Origin of the sequence: Hymenobacter sp. GOD-10R, from assembly GCF_035609205.1 — a bacterium.
Classification (GTDB): domain Bacteria; phylum Bacteroidota; class Bacteroidia; order Cytophagales; family Hymenobacteraceae; genus Hymenobacter.
On sequence record NZ_CP141184.1, the window covers coordinates 3,997,586 to 4,010,199 of the forward strand.

Here is a 12,614-nt window from a genome sequence, read left to right on the forward strand (position 1 = left end):
CTTCTTAGCCTGAAATTCCCCATGAAAAAGGTATATATCCTCCCTTTAGGCGCACTTATTCTGCTAGGCGGCTGCAACTTCCTGCAAAAAGAGCCCCTAACCAGCATCACGCCGAACAACTTTTTTACCTCCGGCGACGACGCCGAATCTAGCTTAACTGCCGTCTACGATGCCTTGCAAGCTTCTGGAGCTTACGGCCAGGATCTGTTAACGATGGGAGAGATGCCCAGCGACAACTGCACCAGCGTCAGCAATGACGTGAATGCCCTCGAAACAATTGCTTGGACACCCAACACTGGTCAGGTAAGCAACGTGTTTCGGCAGGCATACCTAGGTATCAACCGGGCCAACATTGTACTCAAGTACGTGCCCACCATCACGATGGACACGTTGCGCCGCACTCAGATTCAAGGAGAAGCGCGCTTCGTACGAGGTCTGTGCTACTTCAATCTGGTGCGAGCCTACGGGGGCGTGCCATTGCGCCTAGCGCCCACCGAAACGGCTCAGCCAGCTGAGTTGAACCTACCCCGCGTCACGCCCGAGCAAGTATACGAGCAAGTGATAGCTGACTTGGAGAAGGCCGCTGTTCAGATGCCCACAACCAACGCTAACAGAGCGACCCGCAGTGCCGCTAATGCGCTGCTTGCTCGCGTACAACTCACTCGGCGCAACTGGGCCGCCGCGGAAGCTGCTGCCAACAAGGTTATTACTAGTGGTATTCAACTCAACAACTCCTTCCGGGCACTGTTCCCGGCCGAAAACAAGGGTTCGGAGTCGCTTTTCGAGGTTCAGTTTGCCGGCACCCCCGATGGAAACAACTTGCTTCCCGACGAGATTCTGCCATTCCCGCTTACCACTTACTCGTTCTCCAAGTTCAACCTGCCTACGGCCGAGCTAATTGCCTACGCAGATACGGTGAATGACCAGCGCTGGAGCTATGTGGGCAACGTAGTAGCTAGTGGTGGCCAGTTAATCGGCCGCAACCACGTTAGCTACATCGACGCGCGTAAAAACCGGGCTCCCAGCATCAACAATACCAACGACCGCAACAGCTATCCTTATAAGTGGACCAGCAGCGGCAACAACTTCAACTCAGTGGATAACACCTACGTGCTGCGCTATGCCGAGGTGTTGCTGAACTACGCCGAGGCGGTGAACGAGCAGACGGGCCCTTCGACCAACGTACTGGCCCGCCTGAACCAGGTGCGCCAGCGTGCGGGCCTAGCAGCCCTGACGATGGCTTCGCCGCAAGCCGCTAGTAAACAGGCTATGCGTAACGAAATTGACCGTCAACGCCGCCTGGAGCTAGCGTTTGAAGGCGAACGGTGGTGGGACCTACTACGCTACGCTCGCCACAACCAAGTCGAAGGAGGTGCCCACACCGTTACGGCTCTCGACCTGATTGCACAGTTCCGCAAGGGTGAGCGTGATATAAATTATCTATTGTTCCCCATTCCGCAGGCTGAAATTAACAGCAATCCACAGCTTCAGCAAAACCCTGGCTACTAAACGCCTACCTAGCTATTCTTTCAACCAAACACTTCATTCCGAACCTCTGCTAGGTGAGTGCGGAGGCAACGAATGATTCGGGGCCGGTGCGGCGTGGTGGGACGCAGCCCGGCCCCTTTTGTTTTCGAGGAAATCCCGCTCATCTTCTTCCCTTTTCGAACAGAATTATGCTCATAGAATTCAAACGCTACGTGCTTCCTTCCCTCCTCGCAGTCACGCTGTTGGCGGGCACGAGCCGCCAGCAGAGCCTAGCCCAGACGAGTAAAAAGAAAGCAGCCGGGGTGGCTAGCTGGATTACCAATCCCGACCAGTCGGCTTTGCTCCAACGGCAGCCCGCCCCCCTAGCTTTTACCGGCACAACGAACAGCAACCCAACCATCGAAGTTGACGACAGCCAACGCTTCCAGACCATCGATGGCTTTGGCTACTGCCTTACGGGTGGCAGCGCTATGCTGCTAAGTAAGATGGGCACTAAGGAGCGAGCGGCGCTGCTCAAGGAGCTGTTCACCACCGACGGCAACAACATTGGGGTGAGCTACTTGCGCGTGAGTATCGGCGCTTCTGACCTCGACGACCGGGTGTTCAGCTACGACGACCTGCCCGAAGGCCAAACCGACCCCGAGCTGCGCCAGTTCAGCCTAGCCCCCGACCGGCAGTACCTAATTCCGGTGCTCAAGGAGATTTTGAAGTTACAGCCCAAACTCAAACTCCTCGGCTCGCCCTGGTCGCCGCCAACTTGGATGAAGACCAATAACAACTCGAAGGGTGGCTCGCTGAAGCCGGAGCTCTATAATTCTTATGCCCAGTACTTTGTGAAGTACATCCAGGGCATGAAGGCGGAAGGCATCCGCATTGATGCCATTACGTTGCAGAATGAGCCCTTGCACCCCGGCAACAACCCCAGCCTGCTGATGCCCGCCAACGAGCAAGCTGACTTCATCAAGAAAAGCCTAGGTCCGGCGTTCAAGAAAGCGAAGCTCGACACCAAGATCATTGCCTACGACCACAACTGCGATAAGCCCGAGTACCCGCTCACGGTGCTAAACGACGCTGATGCACGCCAGTACGTAGATGGATCGGCGTTCCACATGTACGCCGGCAAGATCGAGGCAATGTCGCAGGTGCATGAAGCCTACCCCAACAAGAACGTGTACTTCACCGAGCAGTGGGTAGGCTCAAAAACCAAATTTGAGCAAAACCTAGGTTGGCACGTGAAAACCCTCACTATTGGGGGCACGCGCAACTGGGCGCGCACGGTGCTGGAGTGGAACATAGCGGCCGATCCGCAGCAAAACCCGCACACGCCCGGTGGCTGCACCGAGTGCCTAGGTGCCATCACCCTCGATGGCAACGCCGTGCAGCGCAACGTGGCCTACTATACCGTGGCACACGCCAGCAAGTTTGCGCGGCCCGGCTCGGTCCGCATTGGCTCTACGAGCACCGGCACCCCTCCCAATGTGGCCTTCAAAGCGCCCAACGGCGACCATGTGCTGATTGTGCAGAATGACCAGACTACCCCCCAAACCTTCAACGTTCGCTACAAGGGAAAGCAGGTAAGCGCCACCCTGGCTGCCGGTGCCGTGGGCACTTATGTGTGGTAGCTGGTCGTTGGTTGAACCCCGGAAAGAGAGGAGGATCTAGAGCTAGGCAGTTAGTTCCCCTCCTTTTTTAAGGAGGGGCCAGGGGTGGTTCCAATCGTTGAACGACCAGCTAGGTTTAGCTTTCTAATACTAGCCAGACCACCCCTAGCCCCTCCTTAAAAAAGGAGGGGAGCTAACTGCCTAGCTCTAGCTTCTCCAAGCACTATTCAATATCCCATAATTAGATTCTAACGCTCATGACTTTACTCACCCTAAGGAGCCTTCTACTAAGCGGTTCGTTACTGGCTTTGCTGCTGTCGAGTAGCTGCCAGAGCAGCAACAAACCGGACCCAACGCCTGCTCCGCCTACGCCTCCTACGCCTCCAGTGACCGTAGGTCCTTCGCAAGTGGCCTTTTGGCTGACCAACCCGGATAAATCGCAGCTGTTTGCCAAGCAGAAGGTAGCGCTGAACTTCGCTGCCTCTACCAACCAGGATCCGACTATCGTGGTGGATACGACCCAGACGTATCAGACGATCGATGGTTTTGGCTACACGCTCACGGGTGGCAGCGCTTACGTGATGCGGCAGCTGAATACCGCCGACCGTGCAGCGCTGCTCAAAGAGCTTTTCGCTACGGATAGCACCTCGATAGGCATTAGTTACCTGCGCATCAGCATCGGCGCCTCCGATCTGAGTGACCAGGTGTATACCTATAATGACCTGCCCGCCGGCGGCACCGACGTGAACATGGACAAGTTTAGTCTGGAGCCAGATAAAGCGTACTTCCTCCCACTCTTGAAGGAGATTCTAGCGGTCAACCCCAACATCAAAATCCTAGGCTCGCCCTGGACGGCCCCTTCGTGGATGAAGACCAACGGCAGCCCAAAAGGAGGTTCACTGAAACCAGAATACTACCAGGCGTACGCCAAGTACTTTGTGAAGTATTTGCAGGCCATGAAGGCAGAAGGTGTACGACTTGATGCGGTTACGCTCCAGAATGAGCCGTTAAACCCCGATAACAACCCGAGCATGTCGATGTCGGCGACGGAGCAGGCAGCCTTTGTGAAGGTGGTTGGTCCAGCGTTGCTAGCGGCTGGCCTAGACACCAAAATCATTGCGTACGACCACAACGCAGACAGGCCCGATTATCCAACTACGGTGCTCAATGATGCCCAAGCACGTGACTACGTCGATGGCTCGGCCTTTCACCTGTACGCCGGCAAGATTGAGGCTTTATCGCAGGTGCACGGAGCTTACCCAACCAAGAACGTGTACTTCACCGAGCAATGGGTAGGTGCCCCTAGCAGCTTCGCGGGCGACTTTAGCTGGCACGTGAACAACCTCATCATCGGGGCGACGCGCAACTGGAGCCGTAATGTGCTGGAGTGGAACCTAGCCGCCGACGCCTCTAACGGTCCGCACACCAACGGCGGATGCAGCACCTGCCTACCCGCCGTGACGGTTGGCTCCGGCGTGACGCGCAACGTGGCCTATTACATCATTGCGCACGCCAGCAAGTTTGTGCGACCGGGCTCGGTACGCATCAACTCTAGCTTACCAAACAACCTACCGAACGTGGCCTTCAAAACGCCTAGCGGGAAGAAAGTGCTCATCGTCTTGAACACCGGCAATGCGCTTCAGTCCTTCAATATTCAGTACCGGGGCAAGGTGGTATCTAGCGCGCTGTACGGTAGCGCGGCGGGCACCTACGTCTGGTAAGCTTAGCTAGAAAGTTGCGCCAGCCATTAGAACGTCATGCTTCAACCAACGAGCATGACGTTCTTCTGTTTTCAAGCCAAGATTAAGCCTATGTTTACCTATGCGTTTACAAAAGACAAAGTTGGCTAGTGGCTCCTCCGTGCTGCTGGCGTTGCTCCTGCTCCTACCGGGCTTAGCACCCACGCAGCCTTGCGCGGCGCAGGCCGTGGCCACCGCCCCTGCTCTTTCAACCACAATCGTCCGGACGCAGGCTGGTCAGCTGCAAGGCAAGCGGGAGGACGACATGCTCGTGTTTCGGGGCGTGGCGTACGCCGAAGCGCCTGTTGGTGCTCAGCGCTTTCGCCCGCCGCAACCGCTAAAACCGTGGCGCGGTATACGCCAAGTCACGGCTATAGGCCCGAAAGCCACTCAAGTTTCGAACGACAAGCTACAAGGCCAGGAAGATTGCCTGGCCCTGAACGTGTGGGCGCCGGCAACGGCCACGCCCAAGTCTAAGAAAGCAGTGGTGGTGTGGGTGCACGGCGGCGCTTTTACCGGCGGTACCGGCTCCGATTTTCCAGGCGCAAACTTTGCCCAACGCGACGATGTGGTTACGGTCAGCATCAACTACCGGCTTGGTAGTTTGGGCTTCCTGTACCTAGGTAGCGCGCTCGGACCGGCGTACCAAAATTCCGGTAACTGCGGCCTACTCGATGCCGTGGCAGCCCTGCAATGGGTGCACCAAAACATCAGCGCCTTTGGCGGCGACCCAGCCCGTGTGACGGTGATGGGCGAGTCGGCGGGGGCCAAGCTGGTGAGTGCCTTGCTGGTGACGCCGGCGGCGCAAGGTTTGTTTCAGCAAGCCATTCTGGAAAGCGGCTCAGTGCAGTGCGTCCGCGACACAGCTACAGCGGCCACGGTCACGCGTCGGCTGCTGCAGGAGTTGCACCTAGCTCCCAACCAGGCCCAACAGCTCCTCACGCTGCCCCCCGCTACCCTCATGCAAGCCCAAGCCAAGATAGCCAGCGGACCAGGCGGCTTGCAACTGTTCGGGCCGGTGCTGGATGGCACGGTGATTACTACTGCCCCGCTCACCTACCTGAGCCGACCCAATCGGGCACCATTGCGGGTGCTGCTGGGTACCAATCGAGATGAGGCCGCCTCGTTTATGAACTCGTGGCCGACGTTGGCGCAGCCAAATGCAGACGTCCTGACGCCCTTGTTTGGCAAAAACGGCAGCTACGTATGGCGCGCTTACTCATCCCTCAGCCAAACTCAACCTGCTGATAAAGCCTGGCTGACAACCGTCACAGACTACCTCTACCGCATGGCCACGTACCGACTGGCGCAAACGCTGGTTGGGGCCGCGCAACCCGTTTGGCTCTACCGCTTTGACTATGAGCCAAGCGCCGATCAACGGCCCGTACACGCCCGCGAGCTAGGTTATGCGTGGAATTCGCTCCCGCGTGAGCTGTCAGCGAACCCCACAAGTCAGCAGCTCGCTACGCTTATGCACCACCATTGGGTGAGCTTCATCAAGACCGGCAAGCCTGAAGCTGCTTGGCCCGCTTACACCGCCGCCGACCGCCAAGTCATGCTCTTTGATGCCACGAGCCACCCGACGCCGCTGCCCTCCCCTTACGAAGACCCCGCTTTTCCGGTCCAAGGCTTCGTGCTGTAAGCCTCCTGTACCGGTCAGCACCAATTGCCGCCCGTACCTAGGCCACTACCAACGCTAACTTGCCTATTCCTTTACCCACCACCTCACCCCTGATGAACTCTTCTGCTATGACTTCCTTCTGGCTGCCCTTCGTTGTTCTGGGAGCTTGTTTATTCCCCTTGGCTGAGTCGCCAACACATGCCGGGTCGCATCCATCATCTAAGCCCGTAGGTCACACACTACCAACCGATACCAGCAACGCGGGGCGTTTGGGCACCATCGTAGCCGGCTCAACGCAGCCTACGCTGGTGTCCAGCCAATTCAAGTTTACGGAAGGCCCGGCCGTTGATAAGCAGGGTAATATCTTCTTCACCGATCAGCCCAACGATAAAATTTGGAAGTACGGCACCGATGGTAAGCTGTCGGTCTTCCTGGATAAAACGGGTCGCTCCAACGGCTTGTACTTCGATGCGCAAGGCAACCTACTGGCCTGCGCCGACGCCGACAACGAGCTTTGGTCTATCAGCCCCACCGGCAAAGTGACGGTGCTGCTGCGCGACGTGCAACAACACAAGCTCAACGGCCCAAACGATCTGTGGATCAACCCCAAAACTAGCGGCATTTACTTCACCGACCCTTATTACCAACGCTCCTACTGGAGCCGTCAGAGCCCAGACATTGCGGGACAAAAGGTGTATTACCTAGCCAAAGGCAAAACCGAACCCGTCGTAGTAGATGAGCAGGTCAAACAGCCCAACGGCATCGTGGGCTCGCCCGATGGCAAGTACCTGTACGTGGCTGATATTGGCGCCAACAAAACCTACAAGTACCAAATCAATGCTGACGGCTCGCTCGCTAACCGGCAGCTTTTCGTGGCGCAAGGCTCCGACGGCATCACCCTCGATAACAAAGGCAACCTCTACCTCACGGGCAAAGGCGTGATGGTGTACACGCCCCAGGGCCAGAAGCTAGCCCACATCGACGTGCCCGCTGCCTGGACGGCCAACCTTTGCTTCGGCGGCAAAGACCGCAAAACGCTGTTTATCACTGCTTCCGAATCGATCTTCACGCTACCGATGAAGGTAAAAGGCGTAGAATAACCATATCTGGGTCACGAGTCCTGGCAACTTGTAAACTAATCGAAGCCCGTCATCCTGAGTGAGTTGGTCGAAGCATCTCTACCGCCAAACTAACCTAAGCCCCTCTCTTTTGGAGAGGGGTTGGGGTGAGGTTCAACGAAGCGGTAGAGATGCTTCGACCAGCGCAGCATGACGGGCTTTATATGCCGTAGATCAGCGCGGTTTCTTCTTCAGCAAACCTCGCATTGCTGCGGCGTAGCGCTGGCCCATCAAACGAGCCGAGGCTGCATCAAAGTGCAGCTGATCGCCGCGGTCTTTCGTGCCCTCCGCCGTGACGTACGCGTAGTGCGGAATGCTTTTCTTTAATTGGGCAATGCTTTCATTCACCCGAACTGCTGACGCATTCACTTGCTTCCGGTCGGCGCTATCGAGCTTCACGAACTGGAATTCAGGCAACTGGCCGGCCACAAACGGCACCTGGGGCGTATGCAAATCGTGTCGAAAACTAGCAATCAATTCTGTCAGCTTTTGGGCGTAGACCTTGCTGCCTTCCGGGTTGCTGTCGGTTTCGCCTTGATGCCAGATGATACCCTTTAGTATGCCCGTTTGCATCGCCACTTTCGCCCGCGCAATAGCGTCATCATACGGGTTGGTTTTGGTAGCCTCGTAGTAAGCGCCAGGCTGCCAGACCGCAATACCAGAGCCGCCCACAGCGCACGGAATCAGGCCGATAACGACGCTCGTGTCTTGCTCGGTCATTGCTTTGCCAAAAGCTAAGCCTGGCCCTACTCCCGCTCCGGGCTTGTCGAAATGGATGGGGTCTTTGGCTACTTCCCACGCGCCCGCCTGGTTGAGGCGCAACACGCGGCGGTTGGGCACGGTGTCTTGCGCTTCCGGGTAGCCCCGCCCGGCCATATTTGATTGTCCCACAAGCAAGTAAAGTTGAAATTTCCCCTTTCGAACGGGAGGCTTCGCTGAGTAACGTACCTTGGGCTTTAGCCCTTGGGCCCGCAGACCTAGCCCGGCGCTTAGAAGTACGACCAGCGTAAGGATTAAAATAGAAGAAGGCTTCATAGCTGGCGTTTTTCGGAAGATACGTTCAAGGGTGGCTAGACTAACTTATTTCCTGCTGACTGATCCACGGGTGCAACTTCGGCAGAAGAAATTAAAAATTAGTACAGGTTGCGCTTCCTCTGCTACGCAAACGTTTTCGTGAAAAAATGAGCTTTGCGCTAGGCTTGCTGGAGCAAGTTTGGCTAGTTTGTTAACCTCGAATGGTTCATGGTGTGTGAGATGAACTGGCTAACCAAGTATGAGTAGTAAAATAATGAGCAGGAAGGTACTGTGCATCCTGCTTATGCTTTTAGGATGCGTAGTTGGTTGGTCGGCGCCACCTGATGTGCCGGCTAAAAAGCTACAACGGCAAGCTGTTCAAACCTTGCGCAACTACGTGCTTACCCAAGCCACGTGGGCGCTGCAGCAAGCCCCCGTCACCGTCACGAGCAGCACCTCCCTGCGCAGCGCCGGCACCCCGCACGACTTTTTCTCCGAAGGCGATTACTGGTGGCCCGACCCCAATAACCCCGAAGGGCCTTACATACAGCGCGACGGTCTCACGAACCCCGGCAATTTTGTAGCGCACCGCCAGGCCATGATTCGCTTTAGCCGCATCATTGGCGCGCTAGCTTCCGCCTACAAGCTGACGGGCGATGAGCAGTACGTGCGGCACGCGCTGGTGCATCTTAAAGCGTGGTTTACTGATCCGGACACGCGCATGAATCCCTCGCTACTGTACGCACAGGCTATTAAGGGGCGTTTTACCGGTCGGGGCATTGGCATCATCGATACCATTCAGCTGATGGAAGTGGCGCAGGGTGTGTTGGTGATGCAAAATGCCAAAGACTTTACCACCACCGACCTAGCTGGCATCAAAAACTGGTTTGCTCAATACCTGACTTGGCTCACGACGCACCAATACGGCAAAGACGAGATGAACGCCACTAATAACCACGGCACCTGTTGGGTGATGCAAGTCGCGTCTTTCGCTCGCCTGACGGATAATGCAGAGCTCCTAGCTTTTTGCCGCAACCGCTACAAAACGGTGCTGCTCCCCAACCAAATGACCATCAATGGCAGCTTCCCGCAGGAACTCAAGCGGACTAAGCCTTACGGCTACTCCCTCTTCAACCTGGATGCCATGACGATGATCTGCGCTATTCTCTCTAGCAAGTCTGATAACCTGTGGCAGTATCAGACACCAGACGGCCGCTCAATCAAGAAAGGCATTGAGTACCTGTACCCTTACGTGGCCGATAAGAGCAAATGGCCGTTACCTAAGGATGTTATGTACTGGGAGGAATGGCCAGTGGCGCAGCCTTTTCTGGCGCTAGGCGCCATCCAGTTCTCGAATAAAGCGTGGCTGCATACCTGGCAAAAGCTAGAACACGCGCCGGAAGTAGAAGAAGTGATACGCAATCTGCCAGTTCGTAACCCCATTATCTGGTTTAACTAACCTAAAAGCGCTCCGCTCAGCGGCAATGCCACCCCACCCCGAACCCTCCCCTTCTTTCATGAAACCAGCCTTCCTCTATACGCTTACGGTTGCCCTTAGCCTCTGCGCTACCAGCAGTTTTGCCCAAGATGCCCTCACTAAAAAGGTAGTGAAGCTAGCTGAAACGCAAGCAGATGTAATGCTCCAAGAGATTCCGAAAGCCGCGCAGCAGCAATCAGCTACCGCGGCTACGTCGAACACGAAAGCCGTACTAGTATCACCGCGTAGCCTGAAGCCCAACGGCGACCTAGCCCTGGTAGCCTCGCGCGACTGGACCAGCGGCTTTTTCCCTGGCGAGCTGTGGTATCTCTACGGCTTCACCAACAAGGACAAGTGGCAAACGGCAGCTAGGGCGGCCACGGCCAATATCGAGCAGGAGCAAACCAATGGCACCACTCACGACATGGGCTTTAAGGTGTATTGCAGCTTCGGCACTGGCTACCGCTTCACGAAAGATCCCGCTTACCGCGACGTGCTAGTGCAAGCCGCGCGCACGCTCAGCACCCGCTTTTACCCCAAAGTGGGCGTCCTCCTCTCCTGGGACCACAGCCGCGAAAAGTGGGCTTTCCCGGTCATTATCGATAACATGATGAACCTAGAGCTGCTGTTCGTCGCCACCCGCATCACCGGCGACTCTAGCTTCTACAAAATAGCCGTAGCGCACGCCAACACCACGATGAAAAACCACTTTCGCCCCGATTACAGCTCTTACCACGTGGTGGATTATGACTCAGCCACCGGCAACGTGGTGAAGCGCACCACGCACCAAGGCTACGCGAACGAATCGGCGTGGGCGCGGGGCCAGGGCTGGGCGCTCTACGGCTACACTATGTGCTACCGCGAAACCAAGAACAAAGCCTACCTAGCTCAAGCCGAACATGTTGCCCAGTACATCCTCAATCACCCGAACCTCCCGAAAGACCTGATTCCCTACTGGGACTTCAACGCGCCAAACATCCCCAACGAGCCCCGCGACGTGTCGGCTGCCGCGGTTATTGCATCCGCTTTGTATGAGCTGAGCACCTATAGCTCCAACGGCGCCCTCTACCGTAGCAAAGCCGATAAAATGATGCGGAACCTAGCCAAAAGCTACACGGCCGCCCCCGGCAGCAGCAAAGGGTTTCTGCTCCTGCACAGCACCGGCTCCAAACCCTCCAACTCCGAAGTAGACGTGCCCCTCAGCTACGCGGACTACTACTTCATGGAAGCCCTAACGCGCCGAAACGATTTGCAGAAAGGCACCCTAGCGTTCTAGCTGAAACCTAGGTTAATATATTCGCCTAGCATTACATAAGAACGTCATGCTGAGCTTGCCGAAGCATCTCGCGTGCAATGCTAATCAGATTACTTTGGCAACGACCGCACGCGAGATGCTTCGACAAGCTCAGCATGACGTTCTTCTTATTACTTTAATTAACAGCTGTTGATTTCCTTTTAATAAGCTCGGAGCTTAATTCTAAGCTATTAGTTTCTAAAACGGGCTTATTCCTATCGAGAGATCTAAATAATATTCTCGCTGCTTCTTTTCCAATGGAATAAGCCGGCTGCGTAATAGTGGTTAGCGCCGGGTCGAGCAACGAAGCAACATACAAATTTGAAAAGCTTATAATTTTAATATCATCTGGAATAACAATATTTAACTCCTTACACGCTTCATAGCTACTCATTGCCAAACGCTCAACCGACGCAAAAATACCATCAATCTCAGGTCGGTTGCGTAGCAACTGCTTCATCGTTTCGCGGTTTTCCGCATCAGTTCTGTCACCATTTATTATCAAGCTAGCATCACAGGTAATTCCATAATCTTCCAGCGCTTTTACGTAGCCCTGCATACGCTTTTGACCAATAGACAAGTTATTAGATATCAGGAGGTGTGCTATGCACCGGCACCCCGCTTCTATCAGGTGCTGCGTGGCCATATAACCACTTTGGAAGTCGTTGGTCGTTACTTTGGCCGTGGCTAGCTCGTCGCATACCCGGTCAAAAAAAACCATGGGTATATTCTTGCTAGTCAACTCTTTCAGGTGCGCATAATCCCGCGTTTCACTGGAGACGGACATCAAAATACCATCGACACGGCCGCTGGCGAGGTGGTGCGTTATGGTCAGTTCACGGCTGTAGCTTTCGTTGGTTAAATAAATCAGGACGTGATAATCGTTTTCGCGCGCTACTTCTTCTATTCCATTGATAGCCTGCGAAAAGAAATTATTCGAAACTTCTGGAATTACTACGCCAATCGTTTTGCTCTTCTTTCTGCGCAGACTACTAGCGTACGGGTTGGGCTCATAATTTAATTCTTGTGCTAATTTCTTAACTCGTTCTTTTGTTTCCTGCCCTATTTCATAATTATCACGCAAAGCTTTTGAAACTGTCGAGATAGATAAATTCAGCTCTTGCGCGAGTTCTTTTAAGTTGACGGACTTCATGCGTTTGGGTGGGTGAGGTGGTTTATAAAAGCCGTTATTTATAGAGCGGACATTTTTAGAATCACGTGCCTGTCATGCTGAGCTTGTCGAAGCATCTCGCATGTAGTGG

The 12,614-nt window shown here is 55.2% G+C and carries 9 protein-coding genes; 7 read left to right on the top strand and 2 right to left on the bottom strand.

What is annotated here, in order from left to right:
* Positions 1 to 21: 21 nt before the first annotated feature.
* The 5 genes from SD425_RS15920 (at position 22) to SD425_RS15940 (ending at position 7,549) form a co-directional block, all read left to right on the top strand.
* Entirely contained in the window at positions 22 to 1,509 is a 1,488-nt protein-coding gene (locus tag SD425_RS15920) for a RagB/SusD family nutrient uptake outer membrane protein (RefSeq protein ID WP_324670926.1), read from the top strand.
* 167 nt (positions 1,510 to 1,676) lie between these two features.
* On the top strand, positions 1,677 to 3,110 hold the full coding sequence (locus SD425_RS15925) for a glycoside hydrolase family 30 protein (RefSeq protein ID WP_324670927.1): 1,434 nt from the start codon (positions 1,677 to 1,679) through the stop codon (positions 3,108 to 3,110).
* A gap of 236 nt (positions 3,111 to 3,346) precedes the next feature.
* Positions 3,347 to 4,810 (top strand): glycoside hydrolase family 30 protein, encoded by a 1,464-nt coding sequence (locus SD425_RS15930; RefSeq protein WP_324670928.1) that lies wholly within the window; start codon positions 3,347 to 3,349, stop codon positions 4,808 to 4,810.
* Positions 4,811 to 4,910: 100 nt separating this feature from the next.
* Positions 4,911 to 6,470: a carboxylesterase/lipase family protein gene (locus tag SD425_RS15935; RefSeq protein ID WP_324670929.1), complete on the top strand. Its 1,560-nt coding sequence runs from the start codon at positions 4,911 to 4,913 to the stop codon at positions 6,468 to 6,470.
* 92 nt (positions 6,471 to 6,562) lie between these two features.
* Positions 6,563 to 7,549, top strand: a complete 987-nt coding sequence (locus tag SD425_RS15940; RefSeq protein ID WP_324670930.1) for an SMP-30/gluconolactonase/LRE family protein — start codon at positions 6,563 to 6,565, stop codon at positions 7,547 to 7,549.
* 192 nt (positions 7,550 to 7,741) lie between these two features.
* Here the strand turns inward: SD425_RS15940 and SD425_RS15945 are convergent, their stop codons facing one another.
* Positions 7,742 to 8,602 carry a sialate O-acetylesterase gene (locus SD425_RS15945; RefSeq protein WP_324670931.1) on the bottom strand — a complete coding sequence of 287 codons (861 nt, stop codon included), beginning with the start codon at positions 8,600 to 8,602 and terminating at the stop codon, positions 7,742 to 7,744.
* 283 nt (positions 8,603 to 8,885) lie between these two features.
* Between SD425_RS15945 and SD425_RS15950 the strand changes: the two genes are divergently transcribed.
* Both SD425_RS15950 and SD425_RS15955 read left to right on the top strand, forming a co-directional pair.
* Positions 8,886 to 10,040, top strand: a complete 1,155-nt coding sequence (locus tag SD425_RS15950; protein ID WP_324670932.1) for an alginate lyase family protein — start codon at positions 8,886 to 8,888, stop codon at positions 10,038 to 10,040.
* Positions 10,041 to 10,098: 58 nt separating this feature from the next.
* Positions 10,099 to 11,334, top strand: coding sequence for a glycoside hydrolase family 88 protein (locus SD425_RS15955; RefSeq protein ID WP_324670933.1), 1,236 nt, complete (start codon positions 10,099 to 10,101; stop codon positions 11,332 to 11,334).
* Positions 11,335 to 11,488: 154 nt separating this feature from the next.
* Here SD425_RS15955 and SD425_RS15960 read toward each other — a convergent pair whose 3' ends face one another.
* Complete coding sequence (locus tag SD425_RS15960) at positions 11,489 to 12,505, bottom strand: LacI family DNA-binding transcriptional regulator (RefSeq protein WP_324670934.1); 1,017 nt, start codon at positions 12,503 to 12,505, stop codon at positions 11,489 to 11,491.
* Positions 12,506 to 12,614 lie beyond the last annotated feature (109 nt).

Excerpts from the sequence above, each read along its gene's own strand:
- SD425_RS15950 (WP_324670932.1), top strand. The coding sequence starts at position 8,886 with ATGCTTTTAGGATGCGTAGTTGGTTGGTCGGCGCCACCTGATGTGCCG.
- SD425_RS15940 (WP_324670930.1), top strand. The coding sequence starts at position 6,563 with ATGAACTCTTCTGCTATGACTTCCTTCTGGCTGCCCTTCGTTGTTCTG.
- SD425_RS15960 (WP_324670934.1), bottom strand. The coding sequence starts at position 12,505 with ATGAAGTCCGTCAACTTAAAAGAACTCGCGCAAGAGCTGAATTTATCT.
- SD425_RS15945 (WP_324670931.1), bottom strand. The coding sequence starts at position 8,602 with ATGAAGCCTTCTTCTATTTTAATCCTTACGCTGGTCGTACTTCTAAGC.
- SD425_RS15920 (WP_324670926.1), top strand. The coding sequence starts at position 22 with ATGAAAAAGGTATATATCCTCCCTTTAGGCGCACTTATTCTGCTAGGC.
- SD425_RS15935 (WP_324670929.1), top strand. The coding sequence starts at position 4,911 with ATGCGTTTACAAAAGACAAAGTTGGCTAGTGGCTCCTCCGTGCTGCTG.
- SD425_RS15930 (WP_324670928.1), top strand. The coding sequence starts at position 3,347 with ATGACTTTACTCACCCTAAGGAGCCTTCTACTAAGCGGTTCGTTACTG.
- SD425_RS15955 (WP_324670933.1), top strand. The coding sequence starts at position 10,099 with ATGAAACCAGCCTTCCTCTATACGCTTACGGTTGCCCTTAGCCTCTGC.
- SD425_RS15925 (WP_324670927.1), top strand. The coding sequence starts at position 1,677 with ATGCTCATAGAATTCAAACGCTACGTGCTTCCTTCCCTCCTCGCAGTC.